Source organism: Citrobacter sp. LUTT5, from assembly GCF_009905315.1.
In the GTDB taxonomy this organism is placed as follows: domain Bacteria; phylum Pseudomonadota; class Gammaproteobacteria; order Enterobacterales; family Enterobacteriaceae; genus Citrobacter; species Citrobacter freundii.
The window spans coordinates 3,917,402-3,943,367 of record NZ_CP047606.1 but is presented as its reverse complement, the minus strand read 5'-3'; the positions used below and the strand labels follow the sequence as shown (position 1 = coordinate 3,943,367).

At 50.7% G+C, this 25,966-nt stretch carries 27 protein-coding genes; 20 read left to right on the top strand and 7 right to left on the bottom strand.

From position 1 onward, the window contains the following. The first annotated feature begins 3 nt into the window (after positions 1-3). Genes fliF through GUC46_RS23965 form a run of 8 tightly spaced genes read left to right on the top strand, consistent with a single transcriptional unit; the run spans position 4 to position 8,957 of the window. Entirely contained in the window at positions 4-1,683 is a 1,680-nt protein-coding gene (fliF, locus tag GUC46_RS19005) for a flagellar basal-body MS-ring/collar protein FliF (protein ID WP_160180610.1), read from the top strand. After that, positions 1,661-2,677 (top strand): flagellar motor switch protein FliG, encoded by a 1,017-nt coding sequence (locus GUC46_RS19000; RefSeq protein ID WP_003838846.1) that lies wholly within the window; start codon positions 1,661-1,663, stop codon positions 2,675-2,677. Before fliF ends, GUC46_RS19000 begins: the two co-directional genes overlap by 23 nt. Before the next feature lie 3 nt (positions 2,678-2,680). Continuing rightward, on the top strand, positions 2,681-3,391 hold the full coding sequence (gene fliH, locus GUC46_RS18995; protein WP_088902706.1) for a flagellar assembly protein FliH: 711 nt from the start codon (positions 2,681-2,683) through the stop codon (positions 3,389-3,391). Then, a complete protein-coding gene (fliI, locus tag GUC46_RS18990) occupies positions 3,384-4,724 on the top strand; it encodes a flagellar protein export ATPase FliI (protein WP_003843825.1) in 1,341 nt (446 codons plus the stop codon). The genes fliH and fliI overlap by 8 nt, the downstream gene beginning before the upstream one ends. Positions 4,725-4,726: 2 nt before the next feature. Further along, positions 4,727-5,170 carry a flagellar export protein FliJ gene (fliJ, locus tag GUC46_RS18985; RefSeq protein ID WP_003838841.1) on the top strand — a complete coding sequence of 148 codons (444 nt, stop codon included), beginning with the start codon at positions 4,727-4,729 and terminating at the stop codon, positions 5,168-5,170. Further along, entirely contained in the window at positions 5,167-5,571 is a 405-nt protein-coding gene (locus GUC46_RS18980) for an adenylyltransferase/cytidyltransferase family protein (protein ID WP_003838838.1), read from the top strand. The genes fliJ and GUC46_RS18980 overlap by 4 nt, the downstream gene beginning before the upstream one ends. A gap of 6 nt (positions 5,572-5,577) precedes the next feature. Continuing rightward, on the top strand, positions 5,578-7,668 hold the full coding sequence (locus GUC46_RS18975; RefSeq protein ID WP_236654158.1) for a glycosyltransferase family 9 protein: 2,091 nt from the start codon (positions 5,578-5,580) through the stop codon (positions 7,666-7,668). 32 nt (positions 7,669-7,700) lie between these two features. Beyond that, positions 7,701-8,957 (top strand): class I SAM-dependent methyltransferase, encoded by a 1,257-nt coding sequence (locus GUC46_RS23965; RefSeq protein WP_003843821.1) that lies wholly within the window; start codon positions 7,701-7,703, stop codon positions 8,955-8,957. Positions 8,958-9,010: 53 nt separating this feature from the next. Here the strand turns inward: GUC46_RS23965 and GUC46_RS18965 are convergent, their stop codons facing one another. From GUC46_RS18965 to flgA, 5 genes are all read right to left on the bottom strand, one after another. Continuing rightward, positions 9,011-11,572 carry a glycosyltransferase gene (locus tag GUC46_RS18965; RefSeq protein WP_130714965.1) on the bottom strand — a complete coding sequence of 854 codons (2,562 nt, stop codon included), beginning with the start codon at positions 11,570-11,572 and terminating at the stop codon, positions 9,011-9,013. Between the two features lie 56 nt (positions 11,573-11,628). Beyond that, the gene (locus GUC46_RS18960; RefSeq protein WP_061549357.1) at positions 11,629-12,573 is read right to left on the bottom strand and encodes a hypothetical protein; all 945 of its coding nucleotides are present in this window, start codon (positions 12,571-12,573) and stop codon (positions 11,629-11,631) included. A gap of 134 nt (positions 12,574-12,707) precedes the next feature. Beyond that, on the bottom strand, positions 12,708-13,136 hold the full coding sequence (flgN, locus tag GUC46_RS18955) for a flagellar protein FlgN (protein WP_061549358.1): 429 nt from the start codon (positions 13,134-13,136) through the stop codon (positions 12,708-12,710). Positions 13,137-13,148: 12 nt separating this feature from the next. Further along, on the bottom strand, positions 13,149-13,436 hold the full coding sequence (gene flgM / locus GUC46_RS18950; RefSeq protein WP_003838827.1) for a flagellar biosynthesis anti-sigma factor FlgM: 288 nt from the start codon (positions 13,434-13,436) through the stop codon (positions 13,149-13,151). A 96-nt stretch (positions 13,437-13,532) separates the two neighbouring features. Beyond that, positions 13,533-14,303: a flagellar basal body P-ring formation chaperone FlgA gene (gene flgA / locus GUC46_RS18945; protein WP_130714964.1), complete on the bottom strand. Its 771-nt coding sequence runs from the start codon at positions 14,301-14,303 to the stop codon at positions 13,533-13,535. An 82-nt stretch (positions 14,304-14,385) separates the two neighbouring features. Between flgA and flgB the strand changes: the two genes are divergently transcribed. The 12 genes from flgB (at position 14,386) to GUC46_RS18885 (ending at position 24,443) form a co-directional block, all read left to right on the top strand. Then, positions 14,386-14,733, top strand: coding sequence for a flagellar basal body rod protein FlgB (flgB, locus tag GUC46_RS18940; RefSeq protein ID WP_003838822.1), 348 nt, complete (start codon positions 14,386-14,388; stop codon positions 14,731-14,733). A gap of 2 nt (positions 14,734-14,735) precedes the next feature. Continuing rightward, the gene (gene flgC, locus GUC46_RS18935) at positions 14,736-15,167 is read left to right on the top strand and encodes a flagellar basal body rod protein FlgC (RefSeq protein ID WP_003843812.1); all 432 of its coding nucleotides are present in this window, start codon (positions 14,736-14,738) and stop codon (positions 15,165-15,167) included. Continuing rightward, entirely contained in the window at positions 15,167-16,033 is an 867-nt protein-coding gene (locus tag GUC46_RS18930) for a flagellar hook capping FlgD N-terminal domain-containing protein (protein ID WP_061549360.1), read from the top strand. The genes flgC and GUC46_RS18930 overlap by 1 nt, the downstream gene beginning before the upstream one ends. Positions 16,034-16,059: 26 nt before the next feature. Further along, on the top strand, positions 16,060-17,262 hold the full coding sequence (gene flgE, locus GUC46_RS18925) for a flagellar hook protein FlgE (protein ID WP_044714333.1): 1,203 nt from the start codon (positions 16,060-16,062) through the stop codon (positions 17,260-17,262). A gap of 9 nt (positions 17,263-17,271) precedes the next feature. Next, positions 17,272-18,009, top strand: a complete 738-nt coding sequence (locus GUC46_RS18920) for a flagellar basal body rod protein FlgF (RefSeq protein ID WP_003838815.1) — start codon at positions 17,272-17,274, stop codon at positions 18,007-18,009. Positions 18,010-18,039: 30 nt separating this feature from the next. Beyond that, positions 18,040-18,825, top strand: a complete 786-nt coding sequence (flgG, locus tag GUC46_RS18915; RefSeq protein WP_003838810.1) for a flagellar basal-body rod protein FlgG — start codon at positions 18,040-18,042, stop codon at positions 18,823-18,825. A gap of 56 nt (positions 18,826-18,881) precedes the next feature. After that, a complete protein-coding gene (gene flgH / locus GUC46_RS18910; protein WP_003838808.1) occupies positions 18,882-19,547 on the top strand; it encodes a flagellar basal body L-ring protein FlgH in 666 nt (221 codons plus the stop codon). Positions 19,548-19,561: 14 nt separating this feature from the next. Further along, positions 19,562-20,683, top strand: a complete 1,122-nt coding sequence (locus GUC46_RS18905) for a flagellar basal body P-ring protein FlgI (RefSeq protein WP_003843806.1) — start codon at positions 19,562-19,564, stop codon at positions 20,681-20,683. A gap of 8 nt (positions 20,684-20,691) precedes the next feature. Beyond that, positions 20,692-20,994, top strand: coding sequence for a rod-binding protein (locus tag GUC46_RS18900; protein ID WP_029139422.1), 303 nt, complete (start codon positions 20,692-20,694; stop codon positions 20,992-20,994). 98 nt (positions 20,995-21,092) lie between these two features. Further along, entirely contained in the window at positions 21,093-22,469 is a 1,377-nt protein-coding gene (flgK, locus tag GUC46_RS18895) for a flagellar hook-associated protein FlgK (RefSeq protein ID WP_046669755.1), read from the top strand. 17 nt (positions 22,470-22,486) lie between these two features. Beyond that, a complete protein-coding gene (gene flgL, locus GUC46_RS18890; RefSeq protein WP_003843804.1) occupies positions 22,487-23,416 on the top strand; it encodes a flagellar hook-associated protein FlgL in 930 nt (309 codons plus the stop codon). A gap of 25 nt (positions 23,417-23,441) precedes the next feature. Next, positions 23,442-24,443, top strand: coding sequence for a flagellar hook-associated protein (locus GUC46_RS18885; protein ID WP_130714962.1), 1,002 nt, complete (start codon positions 23,442-23,444; stop codon positions 24,441-24,443). Here GUC46_RS18885 and GUC46_RS18880 read toward each other — a convergent pair. Next, positions 24,440-24,919 (bottom strand): hypothetical protein, encoded by a 480-nt coding sequence (locus tag GUC46_RS18880; RefSeq protein WP_057101172.1) that lies wholly within the window; start codon positions 24,917-24,919, stop codon positions 24,440-24,442. The genes GUC46_RS18885 and GUC46_RS18880 overlap by 4 nt on opposite strands. Further along, complete coding sequence (locus tag GUC46_RS18875) at positions 24,897-25,847, bottom strand: transcriptional regulator (protein WP_049001958.1); 951 nt, start codon at positions 25,845-25,847, stop codon at positions 24,897-24,899. Before GUC46_RS18875 ends, GUC46_RS18880 begins: the two co-directional genes overlap by 23 nt. Between the last annotated feature and the right edge of the window lie 119 nt (positions 25,848-25,966).

Below are 25,966 nucleotides of genomic sequence, written 5' to 3'. Positions count from 1 at the left end.
GCTATGAATGAACTAATAAAAAAAGTAACTCAGTTTTTACCCTCGTTCTCTTTCAGGCTGGATGGTAATAAACGCCTGGCATTACTGGCGGCAGCGGCTATTGCGGCCACCGCCATTATTGTCAGCGTGTTGTGGAATGGCAACCACGGCTATGTTTCGCTTTACGGTAGCCAGGAGAATATCCCGGTTTCGCAGATAGTCACCGTGCTGGATGGTGAAAAACTGGAATATCGCATCGATCCGCAAAGCGGACAAATTCTGGTTCCGGAAGAGACTTTGTCTAAAACGCGAATGACGCTGGCGGCGAAAGGCGTGCAGGCCATGCTGCCCAGCGGCTATGAGCTGATGGACAAAGACGAAGTGCTGGGCGCCAGCCAGTTTGTGCAGAACATTCGCTATAAGCGGAGCCTGGAAGGCGAACTGGCGCAAAGCATTATGACGCTGGATGCTGTAGAGAGCGCCCGAGTGCATCTGGCGCTCAATGAAGAGAGTTCCTTTGTCGTCAGCGACGAGCCGCAAAACAGCGCCTCGGTGGTGGTGCGTCTGCATTATGGCAGCAAGCTGGATCTCGACCAGGTGAATGCCATCGTGCACCTGGTATCCGGCAGCGTGCCTGATTTGAAAGCTGCGCAGGTCAGCGTTGTCGACCAGGCGGGGAATTTGCTGTCCGATGGTATTGGCGCGGGTGAAGCGGTTTCTGCGGCGACGCGTAAGCGCGACCAGATCCTCAAAGATATTCAGGATAAGACCCGCGCCAGTCTCGCAAATGTTCTCGACTCGCTGGTCGGAACCGGTAACTACCGGGTAAGCGTGATGCCGGATCTCGATCTGAGCAATATCGACGAAACCCAGGAGCATTACGGTGACACACCGAAGGTGAACCGTGAAGAAACGGTGCTGGATAGCGATACCAACCAGATCGCTATGGGGATCCCTGGCTCGCTGAGTAACCGTCCTCCGTTGGCGGCAAATCAGGTGGCGAATGGCACCAATGGAACCGCGCCAGAGGAGTCTCACCAGCCAGCCGCACTGTCAAAGCACAGTGAGAACAAGCGCGACTACTCGTGGGATCGTAGCGTTGAGCATATCCAGCATCCTGGTTTCGACATTAAACGTTTAAATGTGGCCGTGGTACTTAACCAGAGCGCGCCTGCGTTGAAGAACTGGAAACCGGAACAAACCACGCAATTGACGGCGCTGTTAAATAACGCCGCCGGGATTGATGCCAGGCGTGGCGACAATCTGTCCTTATCGCTGCTTAATTTTGTACCGCAGTCGATCCCCGTCGAGCCAGTGGTCCCCTTATGGAAGGATGACAGCGTCCTGGCCTGGGTGCGTCTGATTGGTTGCGGCCTGCTGGCTCTGCTGTTGCTGCTGTTTGTTGTTCGTCCGGTCATGAAACGGTTGACCGCCGAACGTCGCCGGACGTCGACGCCAGAGCTGGCGCTGGACGCCGCACCGATCGCGATTCCTGCGGACAAACCCCATTTTGCGGCCGCTGAAGATGAGCGCAAAAATATCGAACTGCCTTCTTTCCCTGGTGACGACAGCCTGCCTTCGCAGAGCTCCGGTCTGGAGGTGAAGCTGGAGTTCCTGCAAAAACTGGCGATGAGCGACACCGATCGCGTAGCTGAAGTTCTCAGACAATGGATTACCAGCAATGAGCGAATTGACAATAAATAACGGCAGCAACAACAGCTACCTGGAACAGGCCGCAATTTTATTGCTGTGTCTGGGCGAGGAGGCGGCAGCTACGGTGATGCAAAAACTCAGCCGCGAAGAGGTGGTTCGCCTGAGTGAAAACATGGCGCGTCTGTCTGGGGTAAAAACCAGCATGGCCAAAAAAGTGATCAATAACTTTTTTGATGAATTCCGTGAGCAGAGTGGTATCAACGGCGCATCGCGTTCCATGCTGCAAGGGATCCTCAATAAAGCGCTGGGCACAGAAATCGCCAGTAGCGTGATCAACGGGATTTACGGCGATGAGATCCGTTCGCGGATGGCGCGTTTACAGTGGGTGGAACCGCGCCAACTGGCGATACTGATCTCAGAAGAGCATTTGCAGTTACAGGCCGTATTCCTTGCCTTCCTGACGCCAGAGATCTCGGCCACGGTACTGTCTTACATGAATGAGTCGGTGCAAAACGAGATCCTTTATCGGGTTGCCAAACTCAACGATGTAAACCGCGACGTGGTGGATGAGCTGGATCGTTTGATCGAGCGTGGGCTGTCGGTGCTTTCCGAACATGGTTCGAAAGTGAAAGGGATCAAGCAGGCCGCGGATATCGTTAACCGCTTCCAGGGGAACCAACAGGTGATCCTCGATCAACTGCGCGAACGCGATGAAGATGTTCTCGAACAGTTGCAGGACGAAATGTACGACTTCTTTATTCTGAGCCGCCAAAGTGACGAAGTGCGCCGTCGTCTGCTCGACGAAGTGCCGATGGAAGACTGGGCGGTGGCGCTGAAAGGTACCGAAGCGTTGTTGCGTCGTTCGATTTATGCCGTGATGCCTAAGCGTCAGGTACAACAGCTGGAGGCGATAACGTCGCGTCTGGGGCCGGTTCCGGTGAGTCGTATTGAACAGATACGCCGTGAAATCATGGGAATTGCCCGCGAGCTTGAGGAAGCGGGTGAAATTCAGTTGCAGCTGTTTGCTGAACAGACGGCGGAGTAACACATGGCGATTGAAACCATTCGTGGTCGTTACCGGCTGCATCGTTTTCCCCCTCGCCAGCGCCATTTGCAGACTGAACAGCTTACGCCGGGGATCACACCGGCGGATTATCAGCGCCAACTGATGGACGGTTTCCAGGAAGGGCTGCAAAAAGGTTTTGAACAAGGGATGACCGAAGGCCAGGAGCAGGGCTTTCAGGAAGGTCATTTGAAGGGGCACGATGAAGGCCGTCGTCAGGGATACACTGAAGGCAGCCTGGCCGGGCAGCAGGAAGGGCGCAAGCAATTCGAGCAGGCTGCCCAGCCGCTGGAGGCTATCTCCGGCAAAGTGAATGACTATCTGGCGCACGTTCAGCGTAAACAGCGGGAAGACCTGTTACAGCTGGTTGAAAAGGTTACCCGCCAGGTGATTCGTTGTGAGCTGGCGCTGCAACCGACGCAGCTATTATCGCTGGTCGAAGAGGCTATTTCGGCCTTTCCGGCAATGCCTGAGTCGTTACAGGTGCTGCTGAGTAACGAAGAATTTAACCGCATTAAGGATGCCGCTCCTGAGAAGGTCGCTGCATGGGGACTGACGCCATCTCCCGATCTGCAGGCGGGCGAATGCCGGGTGATTACCGATAAATCCGAGCTGGATATTGGCTGCGAGCATCGACTCGAGCAATGTATGTCGGCACTCAAAGAGTCGCTGCTGCCGGAGCCGACGGGTGAGTGATCTTTCCAGCTTCGACAACGCGCTGCGTTCCATTGAGTCGATCCCTTTAGCTCGGGTAGCCGGGCGACTGGTGCGCGTGAACGGTATTTTGCTGGAGAGCGTGGGTTGCCCGTTGGTAACGGGCCAGTTATGCCGCGTTGAAAGCGCCAACCATACGCTGATCGACGCGCAGGCGGTGGGATTTAATCGTGATATCACCTACCTGATGCCCTTCAAACACCCCGTCGGACTGATGGCGGGCGCGCGCGTTTTCCCCGAGGAAAAAGCTCAGGAGATCCTGATTAGCGAAAGCTGGCTGGGGCGGGTGGTCAATGGCCTGGGCGAGCCGCTGGATGCCAAAGGGCGCCTGACCGGCAATGATGTGCTGCCGCCGCAGGCACCGTCTATCAACCCCCTCACGCGTCGGTCGGTGAATCAACCGCTGGATGTGGGTGTAAAAGCAATCAACGGGTTGTTAACTATCGGCAAAGGTCAGCGCGTGGGATTGATGGCCGGCAGCGGCGTGGGAAAAAGCGTGTTGTTGGGGATGATCACCCGCCAGACTAAGGCCGACATCGTGGTGGTGGGGTTAATTGGTGAGCGTGGCCGCGAGGTGAAAGAGTTTATCGATCATTCACTGGGCGCGGAAGGGTTGGCAAAGTCTATCGTTGTCGCGGCTCCGGCGGATGAGTCGCCATTGATGCGTTTGAAAGCCACCGAGTTGTGCCACTCTATCGCCGCCTGGTTTCGCGATCGCGGACATCACGTTTTACTGCTGGTGGATTCGTTAACCCGTTATGCCATGGCGCAGCGCGAGATTGCGTTGTCATTAGGGGAACCTCCGGCGACGAAAGGCTATCCGCCATCGGCGTTCGGCATGATCCCTAAACTTGTGGAAAGCGCCGGCAACAGCGAAAGCGAAGGCTCAATGACCGCCATTTACACGGTGCTGGCGGAAGGAGACGATCAGCAGGATCCGATCGTTGACTGCGCGCGCGCGGTGTTGGATGGACATATCGTTCTTACCCGTAAGCTGGCGGAAGCCGGGCATTATCCAGCTATCGATATTGGGCAGTCGATCAGTCGATGCATGACGCAGGTTACGCCCAACGAACACCAACAGTCGGCTCGTCTGCTAAAACAAAACTACGCCGCTTATATGGAAATTAAGCCGCTGATCCCGTTGGGGGGCTATGTTGCCGGAGCCGATCCCGGCGTTGATAAAGCTGTCAAAGCGTTCCCCGCTATCGAGCGTTTCCTGCGTCAGGAGGTGAGTGAACCCGCCTCACTTGAGCTGGTGCAAAGTCGCTTACAGGCCCTTTTCCCCCAGGCAAAGAAAACGGAGGGTAAATAATCATGCGACAAATTATTGATACCCTGGCGCAGTTGCAGCGCCTGCGGGATAAATCAGTCAAAGACATGACGGTCCAGCTGGCTAAACAGCAGCAGGTCTGTACCGGCTTTGACAATAACATCAAAGCACTGGGCTACCTGATTCAAAAAACCGGCACTGGCGTAGAGGTCCCTTCCGTTGAGTCGCTCAAAAATGTGACCGGATATAAAGGCACGTTACGCACGGTTATTGCCTGGCAAGAGCAGGAGAAAACGCTGGCTAAAATCAAAGAGCAGCGTATTCAAAAAAATCTGGTTGCCGCGGCTTGCGAAGAGAAAATTGTCTCTATGACGTTGGCAGATAAGCGTTACGCGCTGAGCAATGAAGCGCAGGTAAAAGAGCAAAAAGCCGTTGATGAAATTGCTACGCAGTGCTGGTTAAGGCAGAAGACGCTGGGAGTGGTATGAAAACGATCATTACGTTCGGCACGTTTGATGTTTTTCATATCGGGCATCTGCGTATTCTGCAACGTGCCGGGCAGTTGGGGGATCGACTGATTGTCGGTATCTCTTCGGATGCACTAAATATGCAGAAAAAAGGCCGAGTGCCGGTTTACAGCCAAAGCGATCGCATGGGGATTATTGCCGGACTGAAATGTGTGGACAGCGTGTTTCTCGAAGAGTCGCTGGAGCAAAAAGCGGACTATATTCGCCAGTTTAACGCCGATACGCTGGTGATGGGCGATGACTGGGCAGGGCGCTTTGATAGTTTGTCGTATCTGTGCGAGGTGGTCTATTTCCCCAGAACACCATCTATATCCACCACCTCGATTATTGAGGTAATTACCAACCAAAATTCAAATCTATAAAATAATATGAAAATAAGACTATTCATTGAAACTAAAGAGGTTACGCTGCCGCTTCAAATGTCTAATTTTATTCAAGGTATGGATGGAGTGGTTAATATATTATTTACTTGTTCTGATAAATTGAGTGGGAAATGGCTGGGAGAGAATTCAAATCTTGTTCTTAAATATAATGAATCAACTTTACTGTCTGCGCTGGATAAAATATCGCAAGTGCTCATTAAACACTCGCCAACGACACTAGATATCCATGTTGCACTGGCTGAAAGCTATAATTTACTTATTCCGTTATTAATGAGGTTAAATGCTCTTCGGTCGTTAATCCATCTTCATGTTTATGAAGGAGAGATGGCTGAACTCGTTGCTGCTTCTGCACTTGAAAAAATCCCTTTAAATGTATTAGATAAATTAACTTCTGGGTATGCTAATGCTATAAATATTGCGTTAAATAAAAACCATCATATACCAAAAGAGGATTGGAATATTGCTGCCGGGTATGCATGGCATAAAGTATTAACAACAACATATTATCTACAGGAGAATAGCGCATTTAAAAAATCAATGAAGTTGCCTTGTAGTAATGTGCCGATAGTTGATGAGCGTAAAATAACGGATTTTCTGGAGCTATTCAAGATACCATTTAGTATTTATTCTCAATTAAGAAAAATAAGCTCGTCATCTCTACTATTACTCAGCACTTCGCCTCGCTTTCCCTCTATGAAAAAACAACATCAGGAAGCGCTTGTAGAAGTTATCCTTCATGCAATAAATGAATGTGCAATTACTAAAGATAAAATTATACTCTTTCGTGAACAAAAAGATGGGGAAGTTGATAGTGAAATATTACGTCGGTTAGGCTACATGGTGATCAAGCTCCCAGATTTAATCACCGTCAATTTATTAAAGGTTTTACAAATATTACCTGTAACCGTTGCCGGATGTTTTTCCGACGAACTGTATCAAGTGCCAGAGCAAAATATTCTCTTTTTGCTAACAACAAACTTACCAAAGGAGACTGATAAATACGTTAGTCAGATTAATCTCGATAGTAAAAAAAATTATTATGTAAATGAGTTGGGGGGTGTTAAAACCGGCTCGTTTAAAAAAAGGCTGTTCTATTGTCCTGGATCTATGGGGGATGCGATCTACGCTTTAGGTTGCCTGACTGCATTTAGAGAACATTATGATGAGGAATTTATCTTTATTGCACATAAATTATATCATGATCTCATCATTTCAAGTCCTATGGTTTCCCAATATTGGGATGCTAATGCATTGACAGAAGAAAATATTATTGATGCTGAGATAGCGCGTCAGGAAGATAAATTTCATTTTCTTGGCCGCTGGGAAGATATTGTTGCATCTCGACATATGACGGATGCATTTATCGGTGATGATATTCAAAACCATTCCTTGAGCAATAAACAGCCTATTATATCATTGGTATCATTAGATAAGAGCAATGTTGATGATTTTATTCAGGTTAATGGATTGCAGAAAGAAAAAATAGTTTTATTGCATCCTAATATTGGTTCTCCGAATAGGACGTGGACCGAAAAAGGATGGAATCAGCTCGCGAAATATTTTATTGCTGCAGGCTGGAAAGTTATCATTATTGGCAGCGATAATAATAAGTATCAGGAGAAGAAGATGATGGATATAGATATCCCAGAGGCTATCGATTGCATTAATCAGTTCTCTATGCTTGAGATGATTTATCTGATGGAACGCTGTCAGTTGCTGGTTGCGTGCGACTCTGGCCCAGTTGCGCTTGCTGGACTCACATCAATCGCAATTTGTGGGTTGTACTCCATTATTCCGGCCAGATACCGATTGCCTTACAGGAATGGAAAGTATGGATGGAATGCTATGGGTATTGATACGGGATGCCAGTATGGTCAATGCGGACACCTGATCATGAGTCCGCAATTCTTTAAAAACAAACTAGGTAAAGAATTTATGCCACCACGAGGTGATGAGTTTTCTATCTGGTGTCCAAATGATAAAAAATATCGATGTTTGAAGAAAATTACTGCTGAATATTTTTGGCATCAGATTCAATTGTTTTTGAACTCTGATAGTTATGTGGGCAATTTTTAGATGTTTAATTAACTACATTATATGGAGTAATTATGGGTTTTTTAGGGCGATTTCCTTTACACAGAATTGTTGAAGAGCACCAGGTGACACATCTAATTGAAACTGGATACGGTATTGGGAATTCATGTCGAATGGCATTATCAGCTGGTTTCAATCATGCGCTATCTTGTGAGATCTATCAACCATTATATGAAAAAGCATTACAAGAAAAAAATGACAGCATTACGATTTTTCCCGATGATAGTTTATCATTTCTGAATTTGGAGCAAGTCAATGGGATTTTGAAAAATCATCGTAGTCTTGTCTTTTTGGATGCGCATTATCCTGGTTCTGATTACTGCAACGAAAAATATCATAGCGACGAATGGGATAAAGATATTCGCTTGCCGCTTATTAACGAGTTGCGAGTGCTGAGAGGTAAAATTGACAATGCAATCGTTATTATTGATGATTGTAGAATATATCTAAAAGATTTTGCAGTAACAAGTGGTTCTTTACCCGAATATGCCGATCATGGGTTCGATAATGCCAGTGAGTTTATTGAATTATTAGAAAGTTTTGCCGATACACACGCCTTATACTGGTATGCTGAAGACACCGGATACGCTGTTTTATGGCCACATGCTTTAGCCGGGGAAGTGATCAAACCTCTAATTTTACCTGGCGATATTACCAGTCAATTTCTGATTAATCGGGGGGTTGTGGGTACGACCAGTATGTCTGTAAATCGCCGACTCATGGATGCCCGGTTTACTTCTCGTTGGTTTGTAGGTGCTGGATTGGATATCGGTGGTGGGCCTGACAGTATTGGTATTTACCGATCGCTTTTCCCACTAATGAGAACTGTGACTGTTTATGACTTACCACAAGGTGATGCCCAATATTTAGACAATGTTAGTGATGATAGTTTTGACTTTGTGTATTCTGCACATTGCCTGGAACATGTGGTTGACCCGTTTGTCGCTATCAATAATTGGATGCGAGTACTTAAACCAAATGGTCATCTCATTATAACAATTCCTGATGAAGATATGTATGAGCAAAAAGTTTGGCCATCGACTTTTAACTCCGACCACAAGCATACTTTCAGTATTTTCAAGAAAAATAGTTGGTCACCCGTTTCGATAAATGTATTGGAATTGATTCAGGCGATAACTACAAAGCATGATGTTCAAAAAATAGAATTGCTTAACCATAGCTACTTAGCAGGGCTTCCTCGATTTGATCAGACACGCACACCATTTGCGGAAAGCGGTATCGAGATTGTTATAAAAAAAACGCCCCAGTAAAATAAAAAACCACCGATTTAACGGTGGTTTTAATAGCTGGTTTATATCAGGAATTAGTTAAACAGTTTTTTCTGTAAACTATGTAAGAGAGCATTTGTATGGACACTATCTGCTTCCGTAAGTAATGCCACGATCTCTTTAGCGGCCCTTTGCCCTGCCTGGCCATCCATAAACGCATCACAATAATGGTGGCGAATTTCGGCTAACGGTGCTTCAAGCGCAGTCCAGTCAAATGCATCAGACAGCGCACTGCGCAACGCCTGTATATCCTGGGCTACCGGGAGAACGTCGCGGATACGTTGATCGGCGCTGTCTGGGGTCGAGAAACTTTGTTGGCCATCCAGCAGCGAGGTCATCTCTGGCCAGCTCAGTAAAATGACGCGTTTATTCATATGAATGGCATCAAAAATAAAGCCGCTGCTGTCCGTCAGGACGTAATCTGCCTGCGCCATAAGCGCCAGCAGGTGCTGCGGATCGTCAATTCGGTTTTTTAAGTAGCGCTGCGCCAGCACCAGCGAGGCACTTTCTTCCGGCCTGTGCAGAGTGCCATGGTGCAGTTTGGTGACGACGTTGTATTCATGGCTTAATCGGCTGAGCTGTTGTGCCCAATGGGGGAGCGAGCTTAGCGCGCCATAGGTTGGCGCATACAGGATGGTCTGCTTTTTCGCATTTAGCTTCACGCTTTTTGGCAGTGCGGTATCGTAAGTATGGTTATGCCATTCATCGAAACGGGGATTACCCACCACTTTGGCGCTGCCGCCAATATCAACCGCGTGCTGGCTATAGTGGCTGTAGCAGAGAATTCGATGATAAAAGGTATTCCACCAGGCATGATTCCATGCTTCTTTCGCCAGTCCATACATCGTCCGTACATGGGTATCCGCCAGCCCGTTCAGTAACGGGGTGTAATAAGGGCTGACAAGACATTTGAAGCGTTGACGTTTCTCAATCACCACAGAAAGACGCGTTCCGCCCAATAGGGGATCGTTAATGGTTTTAATTGTTGCGGTCATTTCATCCAGAAACGACGCGTGTATTTTGTCGCTGACCAATAGAGAGCAGGTGTGCCCCATCGCCTGTAGCGCGGTTATGATCGGGCGATAGACCGCGTAGTGCAGCGACGTTTCCATATAGAAACCAATAGCATCTGTTCGGGTGGCAGTAGAAGGGAGCGGGGCATCAGTCAGTGCGTTGACGGCATCGGGTTTCTTATTGATTTTATTGAAGTAGTAGCCAATATTATCGGTTTCTTTTTTCTCGATATCGCTATAACCTGGGCGCTGATAGCAGATACTCGGATAGCAGGAAAGCCATTTTCCGTCACGTAGCAGCGGCTGCCACTGTCCTTCGAGGGTCTCTGAAAGGTCATATTCCATTTGCTGAGCCAGAACCGGGTAATAGCTGTTGTTAACCAGATAGGCGCACACCTTATTGCAATCGCGGGCATGAATCATCCCAGTCAGGCTTTTTAATATGCTTCCGCGTTTAATTTCGCCGCCGAGAAGAATGACCTCCCACGGAAATTTAGGCAGGGCATTAAGCAGCGAGCTAAGTACCCGAATATGTTTTTCTTGTTTCAGAATAACGGCGTCATCTTCAAGCAGCAGATAATTTTTCCATCCCATTTGTTGTGCCAACTTGAGTGCCCGAAGATGGGATTGACGGCGACCAATCTGGCCGTTAGTGGCAACTGACGCGGCAATGCGGGTGATCTTTTCCTCTGGGAAATTGAGAAACCCCAGCTCTTGTTGGATGTGCGCTAAACGATCCGGGCGTGAGTCCAGGTTTACGATCACCACCTGATCGATATAATCCCACTGGATCGGTTGATGATGAGTAGCGTTATGCAGGCTTTGATACCAGTTTTTCAGTATCGGGTCGGTAATCGCCTGCGCCAGCGGGGTTTCCAGTGGCTCGCTGCTTCCCAACACAAAGTCTTTGTCGAACGTATTTTGGCTGTGTGAGATACAAATAATGGTACGTTCACCCGGCAATTGCAGCGGGTTCGCGGTGAACTGGTTAGTGAATCCCTTTTCTTCACCTAAATTACACTCATCATCATAGCGGTGGTTCTTCAGGTAATTACGATGGTAACAGAAAGTGCCGTTGAGAATATTTTGTGGGCCAAAGCTGCGTGTTTTGAATATCCGGTTGATGTGGCTGTACCAGATGGGGATTTGATCGGAACCTGAAATCAACGCCCGGTGGCGCTGCATCATGTCGATGGTGTAAGAGATTTTATCCGCTGGATAATAGTCATCATCATCCATACAGAGAATATATTCACCTACCGCCAGCGCATTGAGCATATTGCGCTTTTTACCCAGATCGAGCTTTTCCGGGTGGTAGATATAACGAATATTATATTTCTCTGGGTGGTTTTGCGTTAGCCGGTCAATGATCGACTGATGGCTTTGCGGAGAATCATCCAGGATCACCAGTTCCCGCCGGTCAGCAGGGTAGTCCTGATAACGGAACATATACAGCAAATAAGGTAAGAAAACGCCGCGGTTCCATGTTGGCGTGATAACGCTGACAAACGGTTTTTCGCGGCCAGTGTCGAGCGTTTTAACGATGCCAGTCAGGGCGGAACGTGCTTTAGAGGATTCAGACATGGTGATGTGTATTCGCGGTTCGAAAAAGGACCGGGCATTCGCCCGGCCAACAGGCACTAACGTGTAATCAGGGAGAACGCCGAGAGCAGTGGATCTCCCGGAAGCATTTCCAGAATATGCTGACGTAACGAGTGGGCGCTCTCGCTGTTGCGCCACGCTTCAAACAACGCGAAAAGGGCGTAAATTTCGTCATGGTTTAGCGCAGAATCATCCATCGTCCACAGGCAAAACAGAGTGCGAATCATAAAGACGTCAGCCGCCAGCCAGAAGAAACGCTGCAGTGTGCTTTCACTCTCATGCTGCGGGAAGGTGTCGTGGTACAAGCGATAAATCAGATAGTTGCTGAAAATCCATGCTTCTTGAGCGAAATGGCGCTCCCAGGTCTGCAGCCACTGATCCTGTAACTGCTGCTGAAGCATGGCTTCACTGTTTGCATCCTGCAGCATCAGCAGGCTGACCTGCAGAGGTAATGTGAGTTTACGCGTACTTTCCGGCAGCAGATCCCAATTGAATTCACAACTGCCCATACGGGTAATTAATTCACGCTGTAGCTGGGGCAGGCTGGGCAGTTGCGCAAATTGCTCCTGCAGTTTTCCTTCCTGTACATGGCCTGCGAGGATCTGTGGCAACGATGCCAGCTTTTCCAGCACCGCTTCACTATCGCCTGGGCATTTTTCGGAAAAAGAGAGCATGATCCCCAGCGCATACAGGCGCAGCTCCGGCGATAAACCTGGAAGTGTGATGGTATGCAGAGCGGATTGATTCAGTACCTGATCGCGTGGGGATAGCGCCGGGCTGTCCGGGTTGGCCGCACATTTTGAATGATGCAAGACAAAGGTATTGGGAGCGCCTAATGCAGCCTGACAGCTGGCCGGATCGGTTAAGACCAGACTCTGACGCACTTCCGTTTTCCAGCACAGGTTAACCCGTAAAGCGGAATCCGGATGGCGGGATAAAAACAACCGGACAAAGTCAGGTTCATAACAATCAATCATACTCATAATCTGTTCTCAGCAATCCCAATATTCAAAATCTGTTTATGACGTTGCAATATCCATGCCTGAATTTTAATTTCATTTATATCAATTGGTTAGGTGAAGCGCGGAAAGCGGGTTTCCGCGTCAGGGAAGGGCGTTTAGCGCTGGTAAATAAAATCCGGCTCGGTACCTAAAAAAGCCTGAATAAATTCATACTGGCGGATCAGCAGATCGCCGTTTTTTTCGTTGTACATCTTGCAGCGTTCCGCTTTTTGCTCAAGGCTTTGCCACCAGCCCTCTGCGGCAGTTTTTTGCACGCCCGGCAACCAGCTAAAGACCTGCTCTATCCCTGCACGATTGACGCTTACGCCCAGCAGTTGCAGGATCGAACGGCGCTGTTGGCTGCTGTTTTGCAACTGCTCATAATGCTGTTGAATAAGTTCATTGATGGCCAGCAGCTCGTCGCTGTCGCGACGGATCATACACAGACGTTGTTGTTCCAACTGGTGTCTGAGCGCGTCATACCGCGTTCCGTCTTCACGAATGCCCTGAAGCAGAGTTTTCACCTGCTGTAGCCTGGTGCTCACTGTTGTAGCCTCTTATTTCTGGAAAAAGCTGAGCATGTCCCCAGCCAGTTGATCGGTATCAACCTGCAAATCGCCTGAGGCCAGCATGGCCTGCATTTGCGCCACTTTGTCGTAATCAACGTCACTTTGCGTATCACTGTTCAGCGTTTGCTGCGCCGTTTGTAATCCCGCCTGAGTAATATCATCGGCGGAAAGCGATGCGGAACTGGACGTGCTCGTCTGCACGCTGCTCTTGTCTGCACGTGCCTGTTCGGTTGTCGATGCAGGGCGATTGCCAGGCAGACTCGGGGTAATTTTCATAGCAACCTCGTACATATTCCGTTGGGTTGGTTATCTGTTATTGACTAAAAGCGGCGGCAATAGAGGAAAACTTTAATCCCATCACAAAAAATCCCTTCACTGCTCAGCCGTTAACGTGGTGACCATGCCGGTATCGTCCACCACGCCGCTGATGATCCGCTGGCTGCTGCTATTACGAATTTTTATCACATCCCCTTTACGACCATTCTTCAACGCCACGCCCGGCATTGAGGCGGTAATGCCAGCCATATGGGAGACGATCATCACTGGCTGGTCGCGTTTAACCAATACGGGCTGAACCAGCTCGCTACGGGTAATCGGTTTACCCGGTTGCAGGGCGCGCTTGCTGGTGAGGCCAATTGCTTCATCCATATTTGTTATCAACCCTTCCCGCTGGTTGCTGATATTGAATTTTTTAAGCTGCAGGTCGTCGGCTGTAATCACCGCATCTCGGGCAATCAACGACTTTGGCATCACTACCGGCACCGACACGTCGGGGCGCACTGCAACGTTATATTTCCAGCCCGCATTGCCTGGGCAGGTCACCATAAAGTTCATTCGTGACAAGGCCATCTCTGGGGAGGCACTGGAGGTGATCTGTGGCGCCGACGCGCATAGCGCGCTGGTACTCACGGCTGAGGGGATATAGATATTGAACGTGTAGCGATAGTCCTGCCACTGCTGTTTGTGCGCCAGTGCGTCGATTTCATGACCGGCGGCAGTCAGAACCAGTGCGTTGATCTGTTCCCGGGCGCTGTGCTGAATGGGATGGACGGCGGCATGTACGGGTAAGACGCAGCATAAAGCCAGCATTATCTCCGCGGCAAAGGGGAAAGAAGGTTTCCTTACGTAGGAGGGTAGTTTCATAAAGTCATTTCTCATCAATCACTTAAAGGTTGGCATAGTTATTGCTAGTAATAGCGATATCTACGCAGGAGTGATGCAAGAAATGGGAATCAGTTTTCAGCAGGCATTGGGTGTACATCCGCAGGCAGTGAAGTTACGTCTTGAGAGGACCGAGCTACTGACTGCGAATCTGGCAAACGTCGATACACCAAATTTCAAAGCCAAAGATATTGATTTTGCCGCTGAGATGCAACGGGCAAGTCACACAAATGTTTTGCCTGAGGCTGACGTGAAATACCGGGTGCCGATGCAGCCCTCAGAGGATGGCAATACCGTAGAACTGAATACCGAGCAGGCCCGGTTTTCACAAAATAGTATGGATTATCAAAGCAGTCTGACTTTTTTGAATCTGCAACTTAGCGGAATCAAAGAAGCCATCGAAGGAAAATAACCATGTCGTTTACTGATATTTACCAGATTTCCGGCTCGGCGATGACGGCGCAAACCATCCGTCTGAATACCGTCGCCAGCAACATGGCGAATGCGGAATCTCCTGCCAGCAGCGAGGCGCAGGCCTATAAAGCGCGCAGCCCGGTTTTTGCTGCGGTTTACAACAATAGCCTGATTGGCGCAAACAACCGTCACGGCATTGATGGCGCCAGCGTGCAAGTGCAGGACGTGATGCAAAGCGGCGGGGCGGTGAAACGTTATGAGCCGCATCACCCAATGGCGGATCAGAACGGTTTTGTCTGGTACCCGGACGTCAACGTGGTCGAGCAAATGGCCGACATGATGTCCGCGTCACGTGATTTTGAAACCGACGTTGATGTGCTGAATAACGTCAAAAGTATGCAGCAAAGCTTACTCAAACTGGGAGAAGTGTAATGAATACCCTGGCTCTGTATGCCCAATCTCAGGCGCTGGCTTCTTCTCAGGAGAAGACGGCGGTGGCTGAAAATACTGTGAACGCCACGGCGCAAAGCAACAACCTGGGGGATAGCAGCTCTTCCTCTACCTCGTCAACCACCGATACCAGTGGAACCAGCGGCACACCGACGACGACAACGTCCACGGAAACGTCCGCGGTCGACACGTTTCTGACGCTGTTCGTAGCCGAAATTGAAAACCAGGATCCTACCGATCCGACCGACCCAACGGCCTATATCGACCAGCTTTCTTCCATGGCGCAGGTAGCGATGATGGAAGAGATGAGCGTTCAGGCCAATACCAACGCCGTGCTGATGAGCAACATTCAGGTGATGGCGCTGGGGAATATGGTCGGCGACGACATTATGGTGCAAACCACCTCGCTGGATATCGAAGATAACAGCAAGGACATTCAGGGCCGCATCACGCTGGATGACAGCTGTACCGATGTGGATTTGCACTTTACCGATGAAGCGGGTGATGACTACACCGTGTCGCTGATTCCGGAAGGTGAAACCTCCGTCGGACCCGGCCAGGTGGATTTCGACATCAATCCTGCGGATTACGGCATCCCGCCGGGTGATTACAGCGTGTCCGTGGTGACCAATACCGGGGAAGAAGAAGTGCCGATTGAGGTGACGGGCAAAGTGGAAGATGTGCGTATTCCGCTCGATGGCAGCACGCCGGTGCTCAACGTTGACGGCGTTGGCGAAGTGCCATTCACCATGATCACCCAGTTTGGCGTACCGGACAGCACCGATGACACCACGCCGCCTGACACTGACGACGGCAGCGATAACGCCGACAGCAATACAGTGCTCTGATTTAGTTTATATTACAGGAAGAAACAATGAGTTATGAAATTGCAGCGACGGGGCTAAACGCCGTCAACGAACAACTGGACGGAATCAGTAACAACATCGCGAACTCCGGGACGGTCGGTTATAAATCAATGACTACCCAGTTTTCCGCGATGTACGCTGGGACGCAGGCGATGGGCGTGAGCGTGGCGGGTTCCGCACAAAGCATCTCCACCGGCGGCTCAATGGTTTCTACCGGCAATGCGCTGGATCTGGCGATCAACGACGATGGTTTTTTTGTTATGTGCGACAGCGCGGGCAACATTTCCTATACGCGCGCGGGTTCTTTCGTCACCGATAAAAACGGCTATATCGTCAATGCGTCCGGTGATTATCTGCAAGGCTATCCGGTGGATGACAGCGGCACGCTGCAAACCGGTACCGTGACCGATATCCAGATTAAAACTGGCAACATCCCGGCGCAGGCTACCGACAGCATGACCTTCACGGCCAACTTTGACGCCAGTGATGAAACGATCGATCGCTCAAGCGTGCCGTTTGATGCCAACAACAGCGATACCTATACCGACAGCTACACCACCACCGTGTATGACTCTCTGGGTAACGAGCACTCGGTCAGCCAGTATTTTACCAAAACCGCGGATAACACCTGGGAAGTGCAGTACACCTTTGATGGTGAAGCGCAGACTGGTGTACCGCCAACCACGCTAACCTTCGATCCGAATACCGGCAAGCTGACCTCTCCGACCACGCCGCAAACCATCACCTTCACCACCAATGAAGCCGCGCCGATCTCGATGACCGTCGACTACTCCGACTGTACTCAGTACGGCTCTGATTTCTCGGTGACCACCAACTCCGCGACCGGTTACGCCTCCGCAACGCAAAACGGCGTGCAGGTGGATGACGACGGCAAAGTGTACGCCACCTACAGCAACGGAGAACGTATGCTGCAGGGCCAGGTTGTACTCGCCACCTTCCCGGACGAAAACGGGCTGGAAGCGGTAAGCGGTACCGCGTGGGTGCAGACCGGTGAATCCGGTACGCCGCTGATTGGCACGCCTGGCTCTGGCTCATGTGGCACGCTCTCCTCCGGCATGCTCGAAAGCTCCAACGTGGATATCACCAACGAACTGGTCAACCTGATGACCGCCCAGCGTAACTATCAGGCGAACACCAAGGTGATTTCGACCAGTACGCAGTTGGACCAGGCACTCTTCCAGGCGATGTAAGGCTAAGAAATGGATCGGTTGATTTATACCGCACTAAGCGGCGCCACCCAGACGCTGCTGGAGCAGCAAATTAGCGCCAACAACCTCGCCAACGTCAACACCAATGGTTTTCGTGCGGATATGGCGATGGCGAGTAATGACAAAGTCAAAGGCGGTGGCTTCGACACGCGTTTTATGGCGAAAGAGAGTCCCAGCGGCGTCAATGACAGCACCGGCGTGGCGGAAAAAACCGAGCGTCCGCTCGATGTCGCCATTCAGGGAACCGGCTATATCGCCGTGCAGGATAAAGCAGGAAACGAAGTTTATACCCGCAACGGCAATATCCAGCAGGACGATCAGGGTCAACTGACCATCGACGGCAACATTGTTCTCGGGGATAACGGCCCGATTATTTTACCGCCGAATGCGATTGCCTCTTTCGGTAGCGACGGCACGCTCTCCGTCACACCTGACGATGGCGATGTCACTGCCACGATGGATATCGATCGTCTGAAGCTGGTGGATATTCCGGTCGCCAATCTGGCGAAAAATAGCGAGGGAATGCTGGTGACGGCGGACGGCGTACCGGCACAACGCGATGAGAACATCAAAGTGAGCGGCGGCTTTCTGGAAGGCAGTAACGTGTCTGCGGTGAGCGAAATGATGTCGTCCATTGCGATGAACCGTCAGTTCGAAGCGCAAATCAAGATGATGAAAACGGCTGAAGATCTCAGCGACTCAGGCAACAGGCTGCTACGCGGCTCCTGAGCCGTAGTCTTTAATCAGGGATAAAGTGTTATGAACGCAGCGTTATGGATCAGTAAAACCGGCCTGTCGGCGCAGGATGCTGAGATGAGTGCGATTGCCAACAACATCGCTAACGTCAATACCACGGGCTTTAAGCGCGACCGCGTGATGTTCCAGGATCTGTTTTATCAGACTCAGGAAGCGCCGGGCGCCATGCTCGATCAAAACAACATCATGCCGACCGGAATGCAGTTCGGTAGCGGTGTACGCATTGTCGGTACGCAGAAAACCTTCACCGAAGGGAATGTGGAAACCACCGACAATACGATGAACGTGGCCATCATGGGGCAGGGATTTTGGCAGGTGCAAAAGGCGAACGGGGATATTGCGTATACCCGTGACGGCAATATGCAGGTTAACGCCGACGGCGTGCTGACTAACTCCGAAGGTTTACCTCTGCAACCGGAAATCGACGTTCCGTCCGGCGCGACTAATGTGGCTTTTGGCGAAGACGGCACCGTGACGGCAATCCTGCCCGGCGACAGTGACCCTACCGAACTGGGGCAACTAACGCTGGTGAACTTCGCTAACCCGGCCGGGCTTTCAGCGGAAGGCGACAACCTGTATCTGGAAACCGCAGCCAGTGGTCAACCGACGGAAGGTATTCCCGGGGAAGATGGTCTGGGGACTTTGCAGGACAGCGCTCTGGAAGGCTCAAACGTGGATATCGTCAACGAAATGGTGGCGATGATCAACGTGCAGCGCGCCTATGAGATGAACGCCAAAATGGTCTCTGCGGCAGACGATATGCTGCAGTTTATTAGTCAGACGCTGTAACTCAAGAATGTGAAATGCCGGATGGTACAGCTCCATCCGGCAGAAATAGGCAGAACGTGAAAAATTATCTCTGGCTGATGGTACTGCTTCCCCTGTTAAGCGGGTGCGAATCGCAGGCTCTCCTGGTCAAAAAAAATGACGAATTCTTTGCTCCGCCCAAAACCGAGGCACCGCCAACGGCGGATGGCCGCGCGGGAGGGGTGTTCGAAACGGGTTACAAGTGGTCGCTGACAGCGGATCGCCGCGCCTATCGGGTGGGGGATATCCTGACCGTGATGCTGGAAGAATCTACCCAGTCGAGCAAACAGGCGAAAACCAATTTCGGTAAGAACAATACCGTGGATATTGGCGCGCCGACCCTCTTTGGGCATACCAAAGATAACCTTTCCGCGTCCGTGGACGCCAATCGTGACTTCAACGGGACGGCGACCTCGCAGCAGCAAAACAGTTTACGTGGCGAAATTACGGTGTCGGTACACTCGGTACAGTCGAACGGTATCCTGGAAATTCGCGGTGAAAAATGGCTCACCCTCAACCAGGGTGATGAGTACATTCGCCTGAGCGGCCTGGTGCGCGCCGATGACATTCAGAACGACAACTCCGTCTCATCGCAGCGTATTGCCGATGCGCGTATCTCCTATGCGGGTCGTGGCGCATTGAGCGATGCCAATGCGGCGGGCTGGCTGACGCGTCTGTTTAACCATCCTCTCTTCCCGATCTAATGCAGGATTTTACTATGCAACACTTAAGCGGGCGCTGGATGAAGGCGTTAAACGGCATCGTTATTGCCCTGAGTCTGGCGCTGCCTGGCGCGGCGCAGGCGCGATCTCTGGAGTCGCTGGTCAACGTCCAGGGCGTCAGGGAAAACCAACTTGTCGGCTACAGTCTGGTGGTGGGGCTGGACGGAACCGGGGATAAAAACCAGGTTAAATTCACCAACCAGACTATCACCAACATGCTGCGTCAGTTCGGCGTTCAGTTGCCGAGCAAAATCGACCCGAAGGTGAAGAACGTTGCGGCGGTGGCGGTCAGCGCGATGCTGCCGCCCATGTACTCTCGTGGGCAAACCATTGACGTCACGGTCTCGTCGATCGGCGATGCCAAAAGCCTGCGCGGCGGTACATTACTGCTCACCCAATTACACGGTGCTGACGGAGAAGTTTACGCCCTTGCACAAGGGAGCGTGGTGGTCGGCGGGATGAACGCCACCGGGGCCAGCGGCTCCAGCGTCACTGTGAATACCCCCACCGCCGGGTTGATACCGAATGGGGCATCCGTGGAGCGGGAAATTCCCAGTGATTTCCAGATGGGCGATACCATCACGCTTAATCTGAAACGTCCTTCTTTCAAAGATGCCAACAATATTGCGGCGGCGATCAACGCGTCGTTTGGCGGCATTGCGACGGCGCAAAGCTCGACCAACGTCAGCGTCCGCGCGCCAACCAGTCCAGGGGCGCGCGTCGCCTTTATGTCTCAGTTGGATGACGTCCAGGTGCAGGCGGAAAAAGTGCGTGCCCGCGTGGTATTTAACTCGCGTACCGGCACAGTGGTGATGGGCGATGGCATTGCCCTGCACGCGGCGGCGGTATCGCATGGCAGCCTGACGGTGTCCATCAATGAAAGCAGCAACGTCAGCCAGCCGAATGCGTTTGCTGGTGGTCGTACGGCGGTAACGCCGCAGAGCAATATTTCGGTGAATCATGCCCGCCCGGGAATGATCAGTCTGCCAGAGTCCAGCAGTCTGAAAACGTTGGTTAACGCCCTTAACAGCCTGGGCGCCACGCCGGACGACATTATGTCGATTTTGCAGGCCCTGCATGAAGCCGGAGCGCTTGACGCCGATCTGGAGGTGATTTAATGGCCGACATCAAAGTGAATCATAGCGGGGGCATTGACGGCAGCGATGCGTTAATGGGCCCGAAAATTAAAGATAACGATTTACAGAAAGCCGCTCAGCAGTTTGAAGCCATTTTCTTACGCAACATGCTGAAAGAGATGCGTAAAACCAATGAGATCTTCGACTCAAAAGACAACCCGTTTAACAGCGACTCGGTACGCATGATGCAGGGATTTTATGACGATCAGCTGTGCAACAGTCTTGCCCAACAACACGGCATTGGCATTGCGGCGATGATCGTCAAACAACTCTCCCCTCATCACAAAGGATAAAGGTTGCGCGGCGGCTTAAGAACTGTGGTTTTTTCGCCGCTCTTAATCGGCAAGGTTGTTAACGACAGACCGGGTGACTGACCGGCGAGGACTCTTTGATGGACATGATTAATATTGGCTACAGCGGCGCATCGACGGCGCAGGTGGAGCTTAATGTAACCGCGCAAAACACGGCTAACGCCATGACCGACGGTTATACCCGGCAGGTTGCCATCACCAGTACCATTGGCGCCAGCTCCGGTTCAGCCAACAGCGCAGGTAACGGTGTGCAGGTGGACAGTATTCGCCGCGTTTCTAACCAGTATCAGGTGAACCAGGTGTGGTATGCCGCCAGTGATTACGGCTATTACAACACCCAGCAGGAGTATTTAACGCAACTGGAAACCGTGCTCAGCGACGATAACAGTAGCCTGAGCGGCGGTTTTGACAACTTTTTTGCCGCGCTAAACGAAGCTACCACCAGCCCGGATGATTCCGCCCTGCGTGAACAGGTGATCAGCGAGTCCGGCGCGCTGGCGCTGCGTGTGGATAACACGCTGGACTACATCGACTCGCAAAGCAGTGAGATCGTCAGCCAGGAGCAGGCGATGGTGGCGCAGGTGAACACCCTGACTACCGGTATTGCCAGTTATAACCAGCAAATTGCGGAAGCTGAAGCCAACGGCGATAACGCCTCGGCGCTGTACGATGCTCGCGATCAGATGGTGGAGCAACTGAGCGGCATCATGGACGTGCAGGTCAATATTGATGATGAAGGTAACTACAACGTTACGCTGCAAAACGGTCAACCGTTGGTCAGCGGGCAGGAGAGTTCCACCATCGAACTGGATACCAACGCCGACGGCACGCAGAGCATGTCGCTGACATTTGCCGGAACTACGTCATCGATGAACACCGATACCGGCGGCTCGCTGGGGGCGCTGTTTGATTATCAGAATCAGGTGCTGACGCCGCTGACAGGGACGATTAACAGCATGGCGGAGCAATTTGCCGATGCGGTTAACACCCAGCTTGCACAGGGCTACGACCTGAACGGAAATCCCGGCGAACCGCTGTTTATTTATGATGAAAATTCATCTGACGGCCCGCTGGAGGTGAACCCTGATATCACCGCCGACGAGCTGGCGTTTTCCAGTTCGCCGGATGAAAGCGGTAACAGCGATAACCTGCAGGCGCTGATCAATATTTCTACCGAACCGTTGGATATAGAGGGGCTTGGTAGCGTAACCGTGGGTGAAGCCTGTTCGTCGATCATCAGTAATATTGGTATCTACAGCCAGCAGAACCAGACCGAAGCGGAAGCGGCGGCCAACGTCTACTCCGAAGCGCAGAACCAGCAGAGCAGCGTCAGCGGCGTCAGCATGGATGAAGAAGCGGTGAACCTCATTACCTACCAGCAAATTTACGAGGCCAACCTCAAAGTTATCTCAACGGGCGCAGATATTTTCGATTCTGTGCTGGAAATGTGTAGCTAACCTGGAGAGGAATGAATATGCGTGTATCTACTCAGCAATCTTATGTGTCCATGACGCAGAGTTTTAACGATCTCTCCAGCGATCTGTCCCATGTCGTTGAGCAAATGGCGACCGGGAAAAGTATTCTGCTGCCGTCTGACGATCCGATCGCGGCGACCCGTATTACGCAACTTAACCGCCAGCAATCGGCCCTCGACCAGTATCAGAGCAATATTGACTCCGCGACGGCGGGCATGAGTCAGCAGGAGTCGATCCTTGATGGCGTGAATAACGATCTGTTGGCGATTCGCGACGATCTGCTGGAAGCGGCGAACGGCACCAATACCGCCGATTCGTTAGCCAGCCTGGGGCAAGATATCCAGTCGATGACCGAAGCGATGGTCTCGGCATTAAATTACCAGGATGAAGACGGGCACTATGTGTTTGGCGGCACGGTCAACGATCGGCCGCCGATTGTCGCCGTGGACGACGACGGTGATGGCGTCACCGACAGCTATACCTACCAGGGGAACGGCGATCATCGCCAGACCACGGTTTCCAATGGCGTGGAAGTCGATACCAACGTGGCGGTCAGTGATTTCTTCGGCGATAGCCTGGACGTGCTGAACACCCTGACGTCGCTGTCGAAAGAGCTACAGGATCCGTCGGTTGACCCAGCCGACCCGCAGGTGCAAAGCGATATTGAAAATGCCATCAATACGGTGGATGACGCTTCCGACTCGCTCAATGCTTCTATTGCCACCATCGGTGAAACGCAAAATACGATGAGTATGCTGAGCGGCGCGCAAACGGATATCGCCACCTCTAACGATCAGCTGATTGGTCAACTGAGCGATCTGGATTACGGCCCGGCTTCCATAACCTTTACCGGTCTGGAAATGGCGATGGAAGCCACTTTAAAAACCTACTCCAAAGTGAGTGAGTTGAACCTTTTCAGTGTGATTTAACAGCGAGCAGTAGCCCAGGAATAGTATGCAGGTCGGTTTAAATACAACATCACTCTCCGGTAGCGGAGCGCTTAATCCTTCTGTACAACAGCATAGCGTTGCGCAGAATGTCCCTGTCCGTCAAAAGTTACCCGCAACGGCGAGTGATTACCCGGCCTCACCGCTTATTACCACCCGGCCTCAGCGCTACAGTGTGCAGCTCAACGATCAGCTCACCACGCTGCAGCAGGCCGATCACTACCTGGGGCAACTGGAACAGCATTTGCTGGATTATCGCCATGCCTCGCGCCGTGGCGGGCAGACGCAGCAGCAAAAGGGAGCTGAGCTTACCCAGTGGCTGGATAAACGAACGGCATTATCCGGCGGCGCGGTTGACCGGCAGCTGCGTCCGGTTCTGCAAGGTGAAGCGCGAGTGACCTTTCACTCACCCGAGCTGGCACAGATGCTGCAAAAAAATGCCATAAGCTCGCGCATGTTTAGTGTCTCTGACGGACGGCAAACGCAGCACTCTGCGGTGGTGGTCGGTGAAGATCTGGATCCCGGTCAGTACAAAATGATGATGAGCAACGCGCTGCGTCGTGTCGGTGTACAGGTGCACGATCGGCAGGGCGCGCTGAGCTTTTCCACCTCGGAAAAGCAGTGGCCGCAGATTGAACAAACCCTGAGCGTACGTGATATGGACGCAAAGTCATCAACGTTTACTCCGCTCAAGACATTCGTCGATCCCTCGCGTTCAGAAGAGCTGCTGCAACAGCTATCTCAGGGGAGTAACCGCCCTCAGGATGCTTTACAGCAGGCGCTGGATGCGATTGGCGATCAGCGTGCGCAAATGGCCGCCCAACAGGAAAAGGCGCGGCAACTGATTGACGGGATGGCGCGTTTTCCGCAGGCCGAAAGTGCGGTTAAAGCTTCTGAGTCACTCGGTGGAGTACTGGATCATGCTAATCACAATTATCAGGTATTAGCGCAGGCGGTAAATGGACAAGCCCGGCTTTCCAGCCAGACTGTCCGGAGCTTATTAAGCTAATTTATATGGCATGCTTTTGTTGAAAAAGTAAATGTAGCGGGGTCTGTAACTAACAGACCTCCAACATCCTGAGTAAAGAGCAAATTTTGCTGCGGGTTTAAATGAATCCACCACGTATGCAAGTTGTGCTCAGAGACAAACACCCCGAAATTAGCCAGCCGAGAATCGTTTTGATCGGTTTTGGTAGTGCTAAAGTGAAACTCCCCCTGTTTAGATAAACCTGCAGAATGATTTATACACGATGCGATCTTAAACGTTGATGACATTTTGTTATTTTGCTCCAACGGGATGAGAGTGACGGTCATGTTTTTGTTCAGTGGACTCGTAATGAGTTCATAATGTACGTTTTTGCCAGTATTAAGATCGTAATTGGCAATAACCGTATTTTCAATGTGGGCATGCGCGATAAAAGTGAAAAATAGCGTTAAAACAGACAGGCCAGGGAAAAAGAAATTATTTGCATTTTGGTATTTCATTTAACATTTTCTCCACTTCTTTAATTAAAATACCATTCATTTCATTATCTTTATTTAGCCAGTTGTCAAAGCTTAGGGCTAACTGCCATTTGTCATTGCATTGATTGCTAAGCACAATATCAAGGGCAAGTTTGTTCAGTGAGACCCGATAATACAAAGTCATCGAGGCGTCATGGCTTACCAACAGTGGGTTGAGTTGCTCTATACCGGGAAGAATATGCGGTGAAACAAACGATGACGATTTCTTATTCTCTCCTGAGTCGTAAAGTTGATATACGGTAACACGGTTGGCATTTTCAAGCGTCTCTTTAACCAGTTGTGGAGCTTCTTCCATTTTAGTGACAGACGGTGCTTTAAAATAAGAGATTAAAATAAACAACGACAGCGCGATAACGATAACGGGTAAGGTAATCAGAACGGCTCGGTAAGGATGCCGTCTGATGGTCATTTTTCTCTGGTTTCTTGTTAGTAGTTGACTGTTAAGTAAGGGTATTTCCCCATAGGCTGTTGATGGAGATGTTTCATCAAGCACAAGGGTCTCAACAACCTCGGTACGTTTCTCAGTTTCATCAATGGGACAGTCATTCACCACTGGTTCATTATAGTCAATAGTTTCAGTCAGGTAGTTTTTATTAAATAAATACCCTTTTTTTGGGATGGTTTTTATAATTTCCTGCTGCTTGCCGTCATCATCGATAGCAACACGTAGGGCATGAACCGCTGTTGGTAGGCTATTTCCACCGACGATACGATTCTTCCACACTGCGCTCATTAAATACGACCGAGATAAAACCACATCGGCATTTTTCGCTAATGTCTCTAAAAGAATAAAATGGTATTCGCCCAGGCGACGTATCTCGCCTGTTTCACAATGGATTAGCGCGTTAAGCGAGGAATCCATCCGCCAGTTGTTGACTACGATACTCATCGTTTTGTGTACCCGTGCAAGATTTTATATCCCTGGTATCACACCGTTAAAAATCAGTGCATTAAAATTCTGGAAAAATTGAAGTGTCTTTCTGGCTGTGAAGCTGTAGCCGAATCGCT

Bases quoted from the DNA above. Each gene is read 5' to 3' on its own strand.
- fliF (WP_160180610.1), top strand. From the start codon at position 4: ATGAATGAACTAATAAAAAAAGTAACTCAGTTTTTACCCTCGTTCTCT.
- GUC46_RS19000 (WP_003838846.1), top strand. From the start codon at position 1,661: ATGAGCGAATTGACAATAAATAACGGCAGCAACAACAGCTACCTGGAA.
- fliH (WP_088902706.1), top strand. From the start codon at position 2,681: ATGGCGATTGAAACCATTCGTGGTCGTTACCGGCTGCATCGTTTTCCC.
- fliJ (WP_003838841.1), top strand. From the start codon at position 4,727: ATGCGACAAATTATTGATACCCTGGCGCAGTTGCAGCGCCTGCGGGAT.
- GUC46_RS18980 (WP_003838838.1), top strand. From the start codon at position 5,167: ATGAAAACGATCATTACGTTCGGCACGTTTGATGTTTTTCATATCGGG.
- GUC46_RS18975 (WP_236654158.1), top strand. From the start codon at position 5,578: ATGAAAATAAGACTATTCATTGAAACTAAAGAGGTTACGCTGCCGCTT.
- GUC46_RS23965 (WP_003843821.1), top strand. From the start codon at position 7,701: ATGGGTTTTTTAGGGCGATTTCCTTTACACAGAATTGTTGAAGAGCAC.
- GUC46_RS18965 (WP_130714965.1), bottom strand. From the start codon at position 11,572: ATGTCTGAATCCTCTAAAGCACGTTCCGCCCTGACTGGCATCGTTAAA.
- GUC46_RS18960 (WP_061549357.1), bottom strand. From the start codon at position 12,573: ATGAGTATGATTGATTGTTATGAACCTGACTTTGTCCGGTTGTTTTTA.
- flgM (WP_003838827.1), bottom strand. From the start codon at position 13,436: ATGAAAATTACCCCGAGTCTGCCTGGCAATCGCCCTGCATCGACAACC.
- flgA (WP_130714964.1), bottom strand. From the start codon at position 14,303: ATGAAACTACCCTCCTACGTAAGGAAACCTTCTTTCCCCTTTGCCGCG.
- flgB (WP_003838822.1), top strand. From the start codon at position 14,386: ATGGGAATCAGTTTTCAGCAGGCATTGGGTGTACATCCGCAGGCAGTG.
- flgC (WP_003843812.1), top strand. From the start codon at position 14,736: ATGTCGTTTACTGATATTTACCAGATTTCCGGCTCGGCGATGACGGCG.
- GUC46_RS18930 (WP_061549360.1), top strand. From the start codon at position 15,167: ATGAATACCCTGGCTCTGTATGCCCAATCTCAGGCGCTGGCTTCTTCT.
- flgE (WP_044714333.1), top strand. From the start codon at position 16,060: ATGAGTTATGAAATTGCAGCGACGGGGCTAAACGCCGTCAACGAACAA.
- GUC46_RS18920 (WP_003838815.1), top strand. From the start codon at position 17,272: ATGGATCGGTTGATTTATACCGCACTAAGCGGCGCCACCCAGACGCTG.
- flgG (WP_003838810.1), top strand. From the start codon at position 18,040: ATGAACGCAGCGTTATGGATCAGTAAAACCGGCCTGTCGGCGCAGGAT.
- GUC46_RS18905 (WP_003843806.1), top strand. From the start codon at position 19,562: ATGCAACACTTAAGCGGGCGCTGGATGAAGGCGTTAAACGGCATCGTT.
- flgK (WP_046669755.1), top strand. From the start codon at position 21,093: ATGGACATGATTAATATTGGCTACAGCGGCGCATCGACGGCGCAGGTG.
- flgL (WP_003843804.1), top strand. From the start codon at position 22,487: ATGCGTGTATCTACTCAGCAATCTTATGTGTCCATGACGCAGAGTTTT.
- GUC46_RS18885 (WP_130714962.1), top strand. From the start codon at position 23,442: ATGCAGGTCGGTTTAAATACAACATCACTCTCCGGTAGCGGAGCGCTT.
- GUC46_RS18880 (WP_057101172.1), bottom strand. From the start codon at position 24,919: ATGAAATACCAAAATGCAAATAATTTCTTTTTCCCTGGCCTGTCTGTT.
- GUC46_RS18875 (WP_049001958.1), bottom strand. From the start codon at position 25,847: ATGAGTATCGTAGTCAACAACTGGCGGATGGATTCCTCGCTTAACGCG.